This is a genomic window from Hydrogenophaga aromaticivorans (genome assembly GCF_013387465.1).
GTDB classification, from domain to species: Bacteria; Pseudomonadota; Gammaproteobacteria; order Burkholderiales; family Burkholderiaceae_C; genus Hydrogenophaga; species Hydrogenophaga aromaticivorans.
This window is the reverse complement of sequence record NZ_VYGV01000006.1, coordinates 1,051,500-1,065,719: the sequence shown is the minus strand read 5'-3', so window position 1 is coordinate 1,065,719 and position 14,220 is coordinate 1,051,500. Positions and strand designations below refer to the sequence as shown.

Annotated in this window: 14 protein-coding genes; all 14 read right to left on the bottom strand. The window is 63.1% G+C overall.

Annotated elements, in window-relative coordinates; genetic code table 11:
• Positions 1 to 90: 90 nt before the first annotated feature.
• Entirely contained in the window at positions 91 to 1,311 is a 1,221-nt protein-coding gene (locus F3K02_RS09465; protein WP_177135308.1) for a pyridoxal phosphate-dependent aminotransferase, read from the bottom strand.
• A gap of 21 nt (positions 1,312 to 1,332) precedes the next feature.
• Complete coding sequence (nusB, locus tag F3K02_RS09460; protein ID WP_177135307.1) at positions 1,333 to 1,872, bottom strand: transcription antitermination factor NusB; 540 nt, start codon at positions 1,870 to 1,872, stop codon at positions 1,333 to 1,335.
• A gap of 1 nt (position 1,873) precedes the next feature.
• On the bottom strand, positions 1,874 to 2,338 hold the full coding sequence (ribH, locus tag F3K02_RS09455) for a 6,7-dimethyl-8-ribityllumazine synthase (protein WP_177135306.1): 465 nt from the start codon (positions 2,336 to 2,338) through the stop codon (positions 1,874 to 1,876).
• A gap of 33 nt (positions 2,339 to 2,371) precedes the next feature.
• Complete coding sequence (ribBA, locus tag F3K02_RS09450; protein WP_177135305.1) at positions 2,372 to 3,502, bottom strand: bifunctional 3,4-dihydroxy-2-butanone-4-phosphate synthase/GTP cyclohydrolase II; 1,131 nt, start codon at positions 3,500 to 3,502, stop codon at positions 2,372 to 2,374.
• The gene (locus F3K02_RS09445; protein WP_177135304.1) at positions 3,499 to 4,146 is read right to left on the bottom strand and encodes a riboflavin synthase; all 648 of its coding nucleotides are present in this window, start codon (positions 4,144 to 4,146) and stop codon (positions 3,499 to 3,501) included. Before F3K02_RS09445 ends, ribBA begins: the two co-directional genes overlap by 4 nt.
• Positions 4,147 to 4,259: 113 nt before the next feature.
• Positions 4,260 to 5,393 carry a bifunctional diaminohydroxyphosphoribosylaminopyrimidine deaminase/5-amino-6-(5-phosphoribosylamino)uracil reductase RibD gene (gene ribD, locus F3K02_RS09440; protein ID WP_177135303.1) on the bottom strand — a complete coding sequence of 378 codons (1,134 nt, stop codon included), beginning with the start codon at positions 5,391 to 5,393 and terminating at the stop codon, positions 4,260 to 4,262.
• A gap of 38 nt (positions 5,394 to 5,431) precedes the next feature.
• On the bottom strand, positions 5,432 to 5,872 hold the full coding sequence (locus F3K02_RS27760) for a type IV pilin protein (RefSeq protein ID WP_281362742.1): 441 nt from the start codon (positions 5,870 to 5,872) through the stop codon (positions 5,432 to 5,434).
• Between the two features lie 8 nt (positions 5,873 to 5,880).
• Positions 5,881 to 9,390: a pilus assembly protein gene (locus F3K02_RS09430; protein WP_177135301.1), complete on the bottom strand. Its 3,510-nt coding sequence runs from the start codon at positions 9,388 to 9,390 to the stop codon at positions 5,881 to 5,883.
• Between the two features lie 17 nt (positions 9,391 to 9,407).
• Entirely contained in the window at positions 9,408 to 10,172 is a 765-nt protein-coding gene (locus F3K02_RS09425) for a pilus assembly PilX family protein (RefSeq protein WP_177135300.1), read from the bottom strand.
• 5 nt (positions 10,173 to 10,177) lie between these two features.
• Complete coding sequence (locus F3K02_RS27295; RefSeq protein ID WP_343067045.1) at positions 10,178 to 11,005, bottom strand: PilW family protein; 828 nt, start codon at positions 11,003 to 11,005, stop codon at positions 10,178 to 10,180.
• Positions 11,002 to 11,571 (bottom strand): type IV pilus modification protein PilV, encoded by a 570-nt coding sequence (pilV, locus tag F3K02_RS09415; RefSeq protein WP_177135299.1) that lies wholly within the window; start codon positions 11,569 to 11,571, stop codon positions 11,002 to 11,004. Before pilV ends, F3K02_RS27295 begins: the two co-directional genes overlap by 4 nt.
• A 25-nt stretch (positions 11,572 to 11,596) precedes the next feature.
• Positions 11,597 to 12,154 carry a GspH/FimT family pseudopilin gene (locus tag F3K02_RS27290; RefSeq protein WP_281362740.1) on the bottom strand — a complete coding sequence of 186 codons (558 nt, stop codon included), beginning with the start codon at positions 12,152 to 12,154 and terminating at the stop codon, positions 11,597 to 11,599.
• A 120-nt stretch (positions 12,155 to 12,274) separates the two neighbouring features.
• Positions 12,275 to 12,724 (bottom strand): transcriptional regulator NrdR, encoded by a 450-nt coding sequence (gene nrdR / locus F3K02_RS09405; RefSeq protein ID WP_177135298.1) that lies wholly within the window; start codon positions 12,722 to 12,724, stop codon positions 12,275 to 12,277.
• A gap of 85 nt (positions 12,725 to 12,809) precedes the next feature.
• Positions 12,810 to 14,054: a serine hydroxymethyltransferase gene (gene glyA / locus F3K02_RS09400; protein WP_177135297.1), complete on the bottom strand. Its 1,245-nt coding sequence runs from the start codon at positions 14,052 to 14,054 to the stop codon at positions 12,810 to 12,812.
• Between the last annotated feature and the right edge of the window lie 166 nt (positions 14,055 to 14,220).

The window sequence follows — 14,220 nt, the reverse complement described above, 5'->3', positions numbered from 1 at the left end:
CCACTGCGTGTGGTTCGCTGCCCCCCAAGGGGGCTGGCCCCGCCTTGGGGCGGCCCGGCGGCCGGGCCGGGGCTTCGACTTGCGTCCCGTTCACAGGGCCGCCTCCAGCCGGGCCACCGCTTCACGCAACTGTGCCATCGAATTGGCGGTGGAAAACCGCAGGTAGCGCCCGGGGTCCGCGTTGCCGAAATCGCGGCCGGGTGTGGTGGCCAGCTGGCAGCGTTTCATCAGTTCGAAGGCCAGTGCCCAGCTGCCGCCTTCGTCAGCGCGTGCACCCTGCGGCGGGATGCCCCAGCGCTCGCACGGACCGCTCACATCGGCCCAGGCGTAGAACGCGCCGTCGGGCATGACCGGCACCGTGAGGCCGAGGCGGTTGAGTTCGGGGATGAAATAGTCGCGCCGGGCCTTGAACTCGGCGCGGCGGCGCTCGTATTCCGCCAGGCTCTCCGGCTCGAAGCAGGCCAGCGCCGCGTGTTGCGCGATGGTGCTGGCACAGATGAACAGGTTTTGCGCCAGCCGCTCCACCACGGGCACCAGCGCGGGCGGCAGCACCAGCCAGCCCAGGCGCCAGCCGGTCATGTTGAAGTATTTCGAGAAGCTGTTGATGCTGATGACCTCGTCGCCCAGACCATCGGGCAGCCCGAGCGCGCTGTGGCCGTAGGCATCTTCATAACTCAGCCCGAGGTAGATTTCGTCGACCAGGGTCACGCCGCTGCGCTCGCGCACGAAACGGGCGATGCGTTCCAGCTCGTCGCGCGCGATGCTGGTGCCGGTGGGGTTGGACGGCGAGGCGAGCAGCACGCCGCGTGTGGCCGGTGTCCAGGCCGCTTCCACATGGGCCGCGCTGAGCTGGAAGCGCTCGGCCGGGCCGGAAGGAATGAGCACCGCCTTGCCCTCGGCCGCCTGCACGAACTGGCGGTTGCAGGGGTAGCTCGGGTCCGGCATGAGCACTTCGTCGCCGGCCTCGATGAGCGCCAGGCAGGCCAGTTGCAGCGCCGCCGAGGCGCCCGCGGTGATCACGATGCGGCCCGGATCGATGTCCAGCCCGAAGCGCGTTGCGTACCAGCCGCTGATGGCGTGGCGCAAGGCGGGCAGGCCGGTGGCCGCGGTGTACTGGCTGCGGCCGTCGCGGATGGCGCGCTCGGCGGCGGCTTGCACCAAGGGCGGCGCGGTGAAGTCGGGTTCTCCGATGTTGAGCGTGATCATCGGCCGGTCACCGGGCCGGGCTCCGGCGGCCATGTCGGCCGCGGCTTTGGCCAGCTCCATCACGTAAAAGGGCTCGACCCGCTGGGCGCGTTGGGAAATCCGCATGCTGTGGCTGGTGTCCCGGTCTCAGGCTTCGTCGGCGCCGTCGCTGCGCTGGCCCGATGGCTTGCGCGCTGGCGCCTTGCTCGGAGCGGCGGCGATCTCGGCCGGTCGCAGCTGGGCGGCGAGCTGGTGCAGCACGCCGTTGACGTATTTGTGGCCGTCGGTGCCACCAAAGGACTTGGCCAGCTCGATGCACTCGTTGATGACCACGCGCCAGGGCACGTCGAGGCAGTGCTGGAGCTCGTAGGCGCCGATCCAGAGCACGCCGCGCTCGATGGGCGAGAGTTCGACCAGCGGGCGATCGAGCAGGGGCGTGATCAGCGTGTCGAGCGCGTCGGCCTGGGCCACGCAGCCGTGGAGCAGGGCGTCGTAATGCACGCTGTCGGCCTTGTGGAAGCCGGAGAGGTCGCGTGTGAAGGCATCGATGTCGCTGGCCTCGTTGCGGCCCACCATGTGCTGGTAGAGCGCCTGCAGGGCGAACTCGCGGGCGCGGGTGCGGGCCGATTTGTCGGCGGCCTTGCGCGCCTTGGGCGCGCTGGTGGTGGTCGAGGTGGTGTCGTTCATGTCAGCCGATGTCTTCCAGCAGGTGGGCCATTTCGATGGCCACGCGTGCCGCGTCACGGCCTTTTTCTTCCTGGCGGGCGACCGCCTGCTCCAGGTTCTCGGTGGTGAGGATGGCGTTGGCGATCGGGACCTGGTAGTCCAGGGCCAGGCGCGTCACGGCCGAGCCGGATTCGTTGGCCACGAGTTCGAAGTGGTAGGTCTCGCCGCGGATGATGCAGCCCAGGGCAATCAGGGCGTCGAAGTCGTCGCGCTCGGCCAGTGCCTGCAGGGCCACGGGCACTTCGAGCGCGCCGGGCACCTTCACATGGGTGATGTTTTTCTCTTGCACGCCCAGCGCCAGCAACTCGGCGTGGCAGGCGTTGAAGAGCGCATCGGTGATGCCTTCGTTGAAGCGGGCCTGCACGATCCCGATGGCGAGCTTCTTGCCATCGAGCGGGTTGGGGGTGCCTTTGTCTGCGCCGAACATGGGGAGCTTCTTTCTGGTTGTGTGTGAGGAAGTTCAGGCGTTGCGACTGAGGTATCCGGTGATTTCGAGGCCGTAGCCGGTCATGCTGGGCATGCGGCGCGGGTTGCCCATGAGCTGCATCTTGTGCACGCCACATTCGCGCAGGATCTGCGCGCCCACACCGTAGGTGCGCAGGTCCATGCGGCCGCGTTCAGGGGCCTGGGCCGAGCGGGCCGTGCCTTCGAACTGGGCCAGCAATTGCGCGGCCGTCTCTCCGCAGTTGAGCAGCACGGCGACGCCTGCGCCGGATTCGGAGATGTGGCGCAGGCTGGCTTCGAGGCTCCAACTGTGCATGGAGCGGCCCACTTCCAGCGCGTCCAGCACGGACAGCGGCTCGTGCACGCGCACGGCCACACTCTGGTCGGGCACCCACTGGCCCTTGACCAATGCGAGGTGCAGGGCACCGCTGGGGCCGTCGCGGAAGGCGTGGGCGGTGAATTCGCCGAAGGCGGTGTTGAGGCTGCGGGTGCCGAGCTTCTGCACCAGGCTCTCGTTGCGGCTGCGGTGTTCGATCAGGTCGGCGATGGTGCCGATCTTCAGACCGTGTTCGGCCGCGAACAGCTGCAGGTCCGGCAGGCGGGCCATGGTGCCGTCGTCCTTCATGATTTCGCAGATCACCGAGGCGGGTGAGCAGCCGGCCATGGCGGCGAGGTCACAACCGGCTTCGGTGTGGCCCGCGCGCATGAGCACGCCGCCCTCAACGGCCTGCAGCGGAAAGATGTGGCCGGGCTGCACCAGATCGTCGGCCTGGGCTTTGGGTGCCACGGCGGCTTGCACGGTACGCGAGCGGTCGGCCGCCGAAATGCCGGTGGTCACGCCCTCGGCGGCCTCGATCGATACCGTGAACGCCGTGCCTTTTTTATCGCCGTTGCGCACGACCATGGGCGGGAGCTTGAGCTGTTCGCAGCGCTCGCGCGTGAGCGTGAGGCAGATCAGGCCGCGGCCGTAGCGGGCCATGAAGTTGATCGCTTCGGGCGTCACGTGGTCGGCGGCGAGCACGAGGTCGCCTTCGTTTTCACGGTCTTCTTCATCGACGAGGATCACGATGCGACCGGCGCGCATGTCGGCGACGATGTCTTCCACCGGGGAGATGGCCACGGGCGCCAGGGTTTCGGGGGCGTTCATGCTGAAGGGTCCTTGTGTGGGGTGCTGGAGGCGCTGAGCATGCGTTCCACGTAACGCGCCACGGTGTCGATTTCGAGGTTGACCTGACTGCCATCGGCCAACTGGCCGAGCGCGGTGTTTTCCACCGTGTGGGGAATGAGGTTGATGCTGAACTCGCAGCCGGCGGCGCTGTCTTGAATCTGGTTCACCGTGAGGCTCACGCCGTTGACGGTGATGGAGCCCTTGTAGGCCAGGTATTTGCCGAGCTCGGGCGGCGCCATCACCCGCAGTTCCCAGCTTTCGCCGACCCGGGCGAAGCGCGTCACGGTACCGATGCCGTCCACATGACCAGAAACGATGTGGCCGCCCAGCCGGTCGTTGCCGCGCAAGGCCTTTTCCAGGTTGACGCGGTTGCCCACGGTGGCCAGGCCCGCCGTGCAGGCCAGCGATTCGGCCGACACATCGATGGTGTAGCGGTGGTTGGGTGCGTCCAGCGTGGTCACGGTCATGCAGGCACCGTTGTGCGCAATGCTGTCGCCCAGGCCCACGTCGTCGAGGTAGCCCGGCGGCGCCTCGATCGTGAGTCGCTTGCCGTGGTCCAAAGAGCTGCCCTGAGCGTGGAGGTCGGCGATACGCCCCACGCCGGTGATGATGCCGGTAAACATAGGCGCGTATTTTCGCAGGGTTTGCGCGCGCTTTCTGGCCGAGGGTCACCGAAAGGCAGAAATGCCGGGCGGCAGGGCGCCAAATTGGTGCCCGCCCAGAGCAGATGGCGTATTCAGGCGTGCAGAAATGCGTCGTGGCCGCGCACCCGGGCCACGATCCGCAGGTCTTCACCGACCGGGTCGATGGCATGAAAAGCCAGCTTCATGCCGTCATCCAGCGTCTGCAGCGGACCAAAACCGGCCATGCCGTGGCCTCCCGAGCCCAGCAGCAGTGGAGCCAGGTAAAGCAGCAGTTCGTCCACTAGGCCTTCGCGGATGAACGAGCCATTGAGCTTGTGGCCCGCTTCGAGATGCAACTCGTTGACCTCGCGCTGGCCCAGATCGCGCAGCATTGCCGCCAGGTCCACCTTGCCCTGCGGGCCGGGCAGGCAGATCACAGTGGCACCCCGGGCTTCCAGCGCCGCCTGTTTCTGCGGTTCGATAACCGCGCAATAGATGAAGATCTTGCGCGCCAGCCCCTGGGCAGGGGGGCCGAAGAGGCGGGCGGTCAGCGGCGTCTCCAGCCGGCTGTCGACGATCACCAGATGCGGCTGGCGCGGCGTGTCCACCAGCCGCACGTCCAGCATGGGATCGTCTTCGAGCACGGTGCCTATGCCCGTCAACACCGCGCAGGCGCGGGCCCGCCAGGCATGGCCATCGGTGCGCGCGGCTTCGCCGGTGATCCACTGGCTCACCCCGTTGCCGAGCGCCGTGCTGCCGTCCAGCGAAGCGGCAACCTTCATGCGCACCCAGGGCGTTTTCCGGATCATGCGGCTGAAGAAGCCGATGTTGAGTTCGCGCGAGGCGCGAGCGGCTTCGCTGTCGGGTGGCAGCAGCTCCACCGTGATGCCCGCGGCGCGCAAGCGTTCCAGCCCGCGGCCCGCCACCAGCGGGTTTGGATCGCTAGTGGCCACCACCACTTTGGCGACATGCGCCGCGATCAAAGCGTCACAACACGGCGGCGTGCGGCCGTGGTGGGAACAGGGTTCCAGCGTCACGTAGGCCGTGGCGCCTTCGACGGATTCACCGCGAGCCTGTGCATCGCGCAAGGCCATGACTTCGGCGTGAGGGCCACCGGCTTGCTGGGTATGGCCTTGGCCAATCACGCGACCATCGGACGAGCTGATGATGGTGCAGCCTACCCTCGGGTTGGGGTTGGAGAGGGTGAGCGCGCGTCGGGCAAGTGCACTTGCTCCATCTATGGGCATTCGAGCCGGAATAGGCGGAACAACGTTCTTCGCACTGCTCATCGTCCCCAGCACTCATCGACCGACAAGCTACCCGTTACCGTGCGTGTTCCGGCCTGGTTCAAAACAAAGTTGCCGCATTCATCTGAAACCTGTGCACCCTGTGCCGTGGCTGTCAATGCGTACGTGCTGCCGTCGGCTGAAACGATGGCCATGCTATATCGGTTGCCTTCCACATTCAAAAGTCCTGCCGGCACATTGGCCGTGAGCGGATAGGTGCCTTGAGCTGTGGATGCACGCTCCATCCATTGAGCGGCCTGCAACATGGCCGATTTGGCGTTAGATCGATGCGTTCGCCGGATGTATGCGTCGTAGCTTGGCAGGGCAATCGCAGACAGTATGGCTACGACGGCCACCACAATCATCAGCTCGATCAGGGTGAAGCCTGCCATCCTGCGCGCAGCATTTGTGGCCAAGCGTTGGGCTCTCTTGTTCATCATGGCTTCTTTCAGCGCAGTTCACGCCAGTCGGTTCGCGCACCAAACAGACCACTGCGACAGAGGTCCAGGATGCCGCCGGTCACGCCGCATTCACCCCGGCAACCAGGGCCGCTGCAAGCACAGTCCGGGCCCACGCAGGTGCAGTTTTGCCCATTGCAGCTGCAATCAGGTCCAACGCAGGTCGTGCCAGGGCAGTCTGGTCCAGTACAGGATGCGCAGTCTGAACCCACACAGGTCTCGTCGGGTGCCGAATCGTCATCGCAGTTACCACCAGTGCAGAAGTAGTCGGTATTGATGGCCGTGGTCTTGCGGTTCTTCGAATCCACCAGGGTGATGAATTCACCGGAGCCGTATTGCAGACGGGTGGCGTTGCCCGACGGGTCCATTTCATCACCAAAGACAGATGTCTTGGGCGGTGCGCCACTGATCGCATTCAGGATGGTCAGGAAGTTCCGGTCCACAGCCGAGGCCAAGTCGCAGGTTTCTCCCTCGATCACCTGCTTGGGCACCACGCTGCTGAACAACAGGTTGGGGCCATCGAAGAACCGGGGGGCACCCAACACACGCTCACCGGAGACAGGGAGATCAAAGTACCAGCCTCGCTTGGAGGCGCTGTCTGTCCGGTCGTAGGTGACCGTGTTCGCAGAGGTCTCGACCAAGCCTGAGCCTGCAGTGCCCGTCACCGTCTGGGCCACCAGCTTGCTGCGACCGTTGCTGACTTCGATGGCGCCGGACTCATCGGCCACCAATTTCCCGGATTCGATCCGGTAGGTGCTCAGGTCCCATACGCTGAAGATGGTTTCGCGCGGTGGAGAAGTGGTGTCGCGATCGCTGGCAACCAAGTCTTTGCCAGTGCCAAAGACAACCTGCAGACCGCCCTGAGGATGGATCATAAGCATGGGTGCCGCGGTGATGGGGCGTGTGGTTCCTCCCGAGTCTTTTGCCACAAACAGGGGCTTGCAGGCCGTGGAGTTGTAGCAGGTGGTCGAGCCGGACCAAGCACTTACGCCCCAGTTCGTGTCACTTTCACTCACCAGATTGAACTTCCACATATTGCCCTTGAGGTCGCCGGCAAACACCACGTCCACCGTGCCGTTGCCATTCACATCAAAGCTGGCCGGGGCACCCAGGCCATTGGTCTGACCGGTGGAGCTGTTGGCGATGATTTTCTTGAGTTCCTTTGATCCATCGAGATACTGGATCAGCAGGACCGGGCGCTCATTGCTGCTGTTGTAGCCATTGCCCAGTATCACAGCCCAACGGTCGTTGTTGAGCTTCACGATCTGCTGCGACAGCGTGCTGGTCTGGTTGTCGACCGTTGGGGCAGCGAAGATATACCCCACGTCTGCGTCGACATTGGCGGTGTTGTCCATCAGGACGATGGAGCCAGCGCTGGAGTCATTAAAGGTGGCCGGGTTGGTGACGTCCAACGCGAAATAGCCTTTGCCACCCGCACCCAGAGAAGCAACCAGAACCGTCCGCCAGTTGGTGCCGGTGCCCGATTGCAGGTCGGCGTCGCCAGCAAACGGATGTCCGTCAACATAGTATTTGTGGGCGTACTCCGGTTGCGTGTAGTTGCGCAGGTTGGCGTAGACACCCAAGGGTACATAGGCCAACATTTCCTTGCCGGTCTGGGCGTTGAAACCATGGAGCATTCCGTCGTTGGCGCCGGCGTACAGCACCGGTGTGCGGGTGGCGTAGGAAGACCGGAACGACGAGTGTCCACTGTAGTCGGTGTCCATGCGCAGCGGCTTGCCCACGTACCAGAGGTTCGAGTTGACGATGTCACCCAGGCGCGAATCGCGCTGGCGCAGATATCCGCCTGTGGCGGGTTGCTCTTTCGTACGATCGCCGCGCAGGAAGTTCAGCCGTTCCTGACCCACGGTGTTGTTGTCTGCACCGTTGTTGGTCAACAGGTTCTTCTGGCTGGTGGTGAGCGCGGTCCACTTGAAGGCTATACCCGATCCGGAGCCACCGGTCAGGCCGTTGTGGGTCAGCACCACTCGGTTGCTGTGGGAAAACTCCGACGTGTTGGTGGAATCCAGCAGGGTGGACACCTTCCAGGTCGGGGTCAGGGCTGGCAGTCCCGTGTTGTCGTCGATGGGATAGGCCTTGATGTCTCCACTCCAGCGCTCGGAATTGAAACTGGCGACGTAGGCCAAGCCGTTCTTGGAGAGGCGGGATGTGTTGCTGGCGATCGCGACCAACGGTTTTGCAGTTTGAGACAGGATGTCCTTGAGGATGTCTTCGAACGCATTTTCGAGCGCCTCTGGTGTACGGGCAGGGAAGTAGCGACCACGGCCGTTCAGAGCGGCATGCCAAAGGTCAGAGGCACGACGACCTTCGAGGGTGGTCTGCGTTTCCGCGGTGTTCAGAAGGTTCTGCCAGTTGGTGGGGCCGTTGACGAGGCTGCTGTAGTCACCACCATAAGTGCTGTCGGTGGTGGAGTTCCACGTCGGGGACCCGTTCCAGGTGGTGGCCGAATTCCCGAAGCCGATGGTGTACTGGGTGACGCCTTGCCAGGTCATCGGGTTGTTCTTTGGATTCCAGTATTTGGTCAATGCTGTGCCACCAACGGTTTCATTGGCGTTGACTGGGAACAGCGGTCGTACGTCGTTATTCAGTGTGGACTGAAAGTCTGTGGCCCAGTTGGCCATGGCCCAGTCGGCCAGCGTTCCTTTGGTTCCGCCCCAGGCGTCCCGGTAGACTCGCGTCTGATTGGTGGTGGTTGTGTACGTCGTCCCATCGGGCAGCGTGCGGGCGGTACCGTCGTAGTTGCCCTTGTTGCCGGCGCCCGTGGTTTCCGAGTTCCAGGCGCCGTCGGTCATCAGGATGTGGTAGCTACGACGGCAGGACAGGTAGGGTGCACCCGTGACCCCGGGGCTGGTCGCAAAGGGCCCTGTCGAACCCGTGGATGACATGTAGCTGTTCACATTGGCCATCATCTTGTGCGATGGCGTGCCGTTGACCGGACTCAGTGTGGTGATGAAGGAGTGGAAGTTGGATCGGTGGGTGCCCGAAAACGGTTTGATCGTGTTGATCTGTCCCGCGGTCAGCAGGTCTTGGTCGTTACGCTGACCGCTGGGTCGGGAGTCTTTGCCGTTGTCCCACATTGCCTGCCAGGCCAACCTGATGCGATCATCCGAGATGATGCCTTTGTCGCCGGTGGTGGGGTTGCCAAAGGTGTTGAGGATGGCTGCTCGCAGCGAAGCCATGCGCGAGGGATTGGTGTTGGCTGTTCGGCTGGGACAAGTTGGGGATCCCGCGGGTCGCGTGGGGTCGTTGAGGTTTCCGTACACGTCCGTTCGGAAGTCCATGGTCATGCAGCCATTGATGTCCCATCCCATACTCCCTGAATCATCCACCGACACGATGATGTTGGGCGCCGGCTCCTTCGCACCCGCGCCTGGCGGGATCTGACTGAAGGTCATGGGTGCGGCCAAGGCGTTCGCCGAAGCAAGCAAGCCACTGCCCAATACCCAGAGAGACTGGGTCATCTTGCGATTTGGTTTCTTCATTTTCGGCTCCCGGACAATCAAACTTCGGGGTCGTACACATCAGGTACGAATACGGATCGCAGTACGACACGGGTACCGGGCTTGCGGCCCTGCGCCAGTGCAGTGATGCGGTAAACATAGGGTCGATCCACCGTCGGTACCGGTAGGTTGCCCACGGGGGGTGGTCCCATGGCGCCGCTCAAGACGTTGAACTCCATCACTTCAATCCAGTACCAGCCGCTGTAGTTGCCGTCGGCATCGGCGGCCAGCAAGGGATTGCCGGTGGTGCCGACATTGGCGCCGGTGAATTCACCATAGGTGGCTGCAATCGCATTAGGTGTCCGGGTGTCAGCGGTCATGTCAACCAAATCGTCGTTCCACCAGTTGGCACCCAAGTCGTCCTCGGCTGTGATCAGACAGATCCCTTGACGGCAAGGCAGTGTCGCGAAGTTCGGGATGGCAGCCTGAAGATCTTCACTGTCTTGAACAGGAGACTCTGGAATGAACGGAAGACCTGCGCCATACCGATTGCGGCAGCCAAAAAAATTGGCGCTGCTGTTGCAAGGAATGCCCCCGGGCAGAATGCCGCGAATATCGGTTTCGGCATCGGCAATCAGGGCTTCTGCCGCGACGTAAGCGCGCTGGTAATCGCTCTCGTTGCTAACCAGGGATTCATTGAGCCAGTTGGTGCGTGTGGAGCCGAGCACCAGAATGCTGCCCAGCAGCAGCATGACCATCACTACGATCAACGAGATGCCGCGTTGTGATCCGGCGTCGGGGAGAATGCGAATAATGCGTGGCATGAGAGTCAGCCCTGTGACTGGAGGTTGCGCAGGGTGAAGACCTGGCGGAAGACGCGGCGGATGCGGCCGTCGTCGGCCACGGCTTGCCCAGTGCAGCCGGTGCTGGCTACACCTACGGTCGGGTTGTTGCCACTGGTGCCTGCCAGGCGAATACAAACCTGAACTGCTTCGACGGTGGTCCAGTCCGCGAAACCACCGGCCTCAAAGTACCTGAGCTGGTTGGTGGCCGGATCACGCACGGCGTACCAGAACTGGAGCTCTTCCACGTTGTTCACAACGGGTTGGGCGTTGGGCTGGTTAGTGCCCTGACAGAGGAACTGACCGTCCACACCCCGGCTGAAAGTGTTGATGATGTCGCGTTCGGCCGGAATCGTAGGATCCGGGCTTTCGCCCATGCAGTCCCCGACGGTGGCAGCCTGGTTGGGGTTATAGGTGTAGCTGACCCTGAGCGTGTCTCCCGAGGCAACATTGGTGCCGTCAACAGAAACAGGCGCAGGTGTGGGGGTCCCCTGAGGTAAACCTAAGTAGGTATCCTGATAGCCAAATTTCAGCGGTGCAAGGGGGTCATTGACCACCGGAACCGCTCCGGTCTGTTTGAGTTGGCGCCCGATCATGCGCATCACCGTGGCCGCGTCCTGCTGCAGGGCCACCGTGTCGGCCACCATGGTGCTGGACACGCGGTTGTATACCAAGGTTCCCACGGCTGCCACGGACACGAGCATGCCGACGGTGATGCCCACCATCAGTTCGATCAGCGAAACGCCGGCCTGCGCCCGGCGCTTGGGCGCGCTATGCCTAGCTTGGGGTGAGGGGTGATGTCGGGGTGTTCTCACGGGCGAACCCTCGTCAGGTGGCAGATCATGTTGGCCGGACAGGCGGCGTTGCCCACATTGGTGGTGACCGATACGGTGAATGGGTTGGTGTAATCGGCCAGGTCTCCGATAGCCTTGTCATCGATGTTGTCGGTCCAAGCGATCAACACGCCAAACTCCCTAGGGTCGTCTGTGCTTTGGTAGATCAGTCCATCACCACCGGGAAGAACTGTGGAGAGGGTGTTTTTCCACTGGGAGAGGTCAAAACCAGCCAGCTGCGCATGGGTGCAAGCCGTGGTGTTGCAGTTGGTGCCAGCAGGCACGCCACCCCATCCAACCACGTAGGGAAACGGTGTGGCGTTGTTGATGCTATCCACCATGGCACCGTTGTTGAGCAACATCCGCTCATGAATGTCTGTGGTCATGCGGACGGCTGCGGCGCGCGCATTGGTGAGGCGGGTTTCGGTCAATGTACGGGTCTGCAGACCGGCGAGCCCGAGAATGCCGAGTGCCAGCACAAACAGCGCCACCAGCGACTCGATCAGGCTGACACCGGACTGGGCTCTGAAGACAGGGAAGCGTGGCATGTGAATGAATCTCACAAATGAAGTCTTAGGGACAGAATCCGGAACCTGATCCTTTGGTCGACAGGGCTCGCATGGCAGAACTGAACGCTACTCGTGTGCAGTTGTTGGCGTCGTCATTGGGCGTCGGACCAATGAAGAACGAAAAAAATGGACTCCCCGCAAACTGCCCAAAGATGTTGACTGCTTGGAAATCCGCACTGCCTGCGTTGGATCGTATGGAAACACCTCGCTGAGTTTCCGTTTCTCTGATCGAGGCTTCACCAGCTTGCTGTGTGTTGTTGCCGTTGGTGTCGCGAAATACAACCCATCCACAACCCCAGTTGTTGCTGGCGCAATCGGCTTTTCGGCGTACCACAACCGGCTGTCCAGTGCGGATGGCTTCGGTACGCGCAAATTGAATGGTCGAGACCAGGTTTTCTCGTGCCGACGCCACTCGATAGGCCTCGAACGAGTCCTGAAAGCTTGGGGCGGCGATGCTGGCCAATATCGCCAGCACGGAAATGACCACCATCAGCTCGATCAAGGAGAAGCCGAGCGTGCAGGTCCTAGATGGGACGGAAAGGGGTGTATTGGCAGGAACCATGACATCAATGCTATCGGCAGGATGTTGTCGTATTGGGCCCATCCAGCTGACCGGCAGATGCCGCGCGACCAGCGGTAAAAAGTACTCCTGAGCCTGTGATGCCGATCACAGGCGAGTGCATCAGCGTCGCACTTCGTCCACGAGTGCCCGGAATTCGTCGATGTCTTCGAAGCTGCGGTACACGCTGGCGAAGCGGATGTACGCCACCTTGTCGAGCTTCTTGAGTTCGCGCATGACCATTTCTCCCAGCCGGGTGGCGGGGACTTCGCGGGCGCCGAGGTTCAGCAACTTTTCTTCGATGCGCTCGATGGCCGCGTCGACCTGCTCGGTGCTGACCGGGCGTTTGCGCAGCGCCAGGGCAAAGGACGCGCGCAATTTGGCCGGCACGTAGTCGACGCGCCGGCCGTCTTTCTTCACCACGGCCGGGAAGCTGACTTCCGGCCTTTCATAGGTGGTGAAGCGTTTTTCGCAATGGCCGCACTGGCGGCGGCGGCGAATGAAGTCCGCGTCTTCGGAGATCCGGGTCTCGACGACCTGGGTCTCCAGATGACCGCAGAAGGGGCATTTCATGCTTGGTCTCGCCGCCGGGTCGCCCCAAGGCAAGACGAGCCCCCTTGGGGGGCAGCGACCCTCGAAGCGGCGGAGCGTGGTGGCGTCATTTGTACACCGGGAACCGGGCAGTCAGCGCGTTGACCTTGGCGCGCACGGCCTCGATGTTGGCCGGGTCGCGCGGGTTGTCCAGCACGTCGGCGATCAGGTTGGCGGTCAGGCGGGCCTCTTCGTCCTTGAAGCCGCGGGTGGTCATGGCGGGGGTGCCGATGCGCACGCCGCTGGTGACCATGGGCTTTTCCGGGTCGTTGGGAATGGCGTTTTTGTTGATGGTCATGTGGGCGCTGCCCAGCACGGCTTCGGCTTCCTTGCCGGTGATGCCTTTGGCGCGCAGGTCAACCAGCATGACGTGGCTCTCGGTGCGGCCGCTGACGATGCGCAGTCCGCGCGAAACCAGGGTTTCGGCAACGATGCGTGCGTTGGTCAGCACTTGTTGCTGGTAGGCCTTGAAGTCGGGTTGCAGCGCTTCCTTGAAAGCCACCGCTTTGGCCGCAATGACGTGCATCAGCGGGCCGCCCTGCAGGCCGGGGAAGATGGCGCTGTTGATGGCCTTTTCGTATTCAGCCTTCATCAGGATGATGCCGCCCCGCGGGCCGCGCAGGCTCTTGTGGGTGGTGGAGGTGACCACGTCGGCAAAAGGCACCGGGTTGGGGTAGACGCCTGCGGCGATCAGCCCGGCGTAGTGGGCCATGTCCACCATGAAGATGGCGCCAACGTCTTTGGCCACTTTGGCAAAGCGCTCGAAGTCGATGCGCAGGCTGTAGGCCGATGCGCCGGCGATGATGAGCTTGGGCTTGGTCTCGTGGGCCTTGCGCTCCATGGCGTCGTAGTCGATTTCTTCTTTGTCGTTCAGGCCGTAGCTGACCACGTTGAACCACTTGCCGCTCATGTTGAGCGCCATGCCGTGGGTGAGGTGGCCGCCCTCGGCCAGGCTCATGCCCATGATGGTGTCGCCGGGTTTCAGGAAAGCCAGAAAGACGGCTTCGTTGGCGGACGCGCCACAGTGTGGCTGCACGTTGGCCGCATCGGCGCCGAAGATCTGCTTCACGCGGTCGATGGCCAGTTGCTCGGCGATGTCCACGTATTCGCAACCACCGTAGTAGCGGCGGCCGGGGTAGCCTTCGGCGTATTTGTTGGTGAGCTGGGTGCCCTGGGCAGCCATGACGGCGGGCGAGGCGTAGTTCTCGCTGGCGATCAGCTCGATGTGGTGTTCCTGGCGCGCGTTTTCGGCCTGGATGGCGGCAAACAGCTCGGGGTCGGTTTGCTCGATGAGGATGTTGCGGTCGTACATGGTTGGCAGTCTTGGGTAACGTGGATCCCGGCGCGCGTCAGCGGGTGACGACGGCAGGGGCTGCCCAGGCGAACGGCTGATCACCTGTCTTGGCAGCCAGGCGGCACGCTTCCCAGTGGTTGTCCCTGGTGTCCCGGATGGGGCAGGGGGGCCACGTCAGCACCGA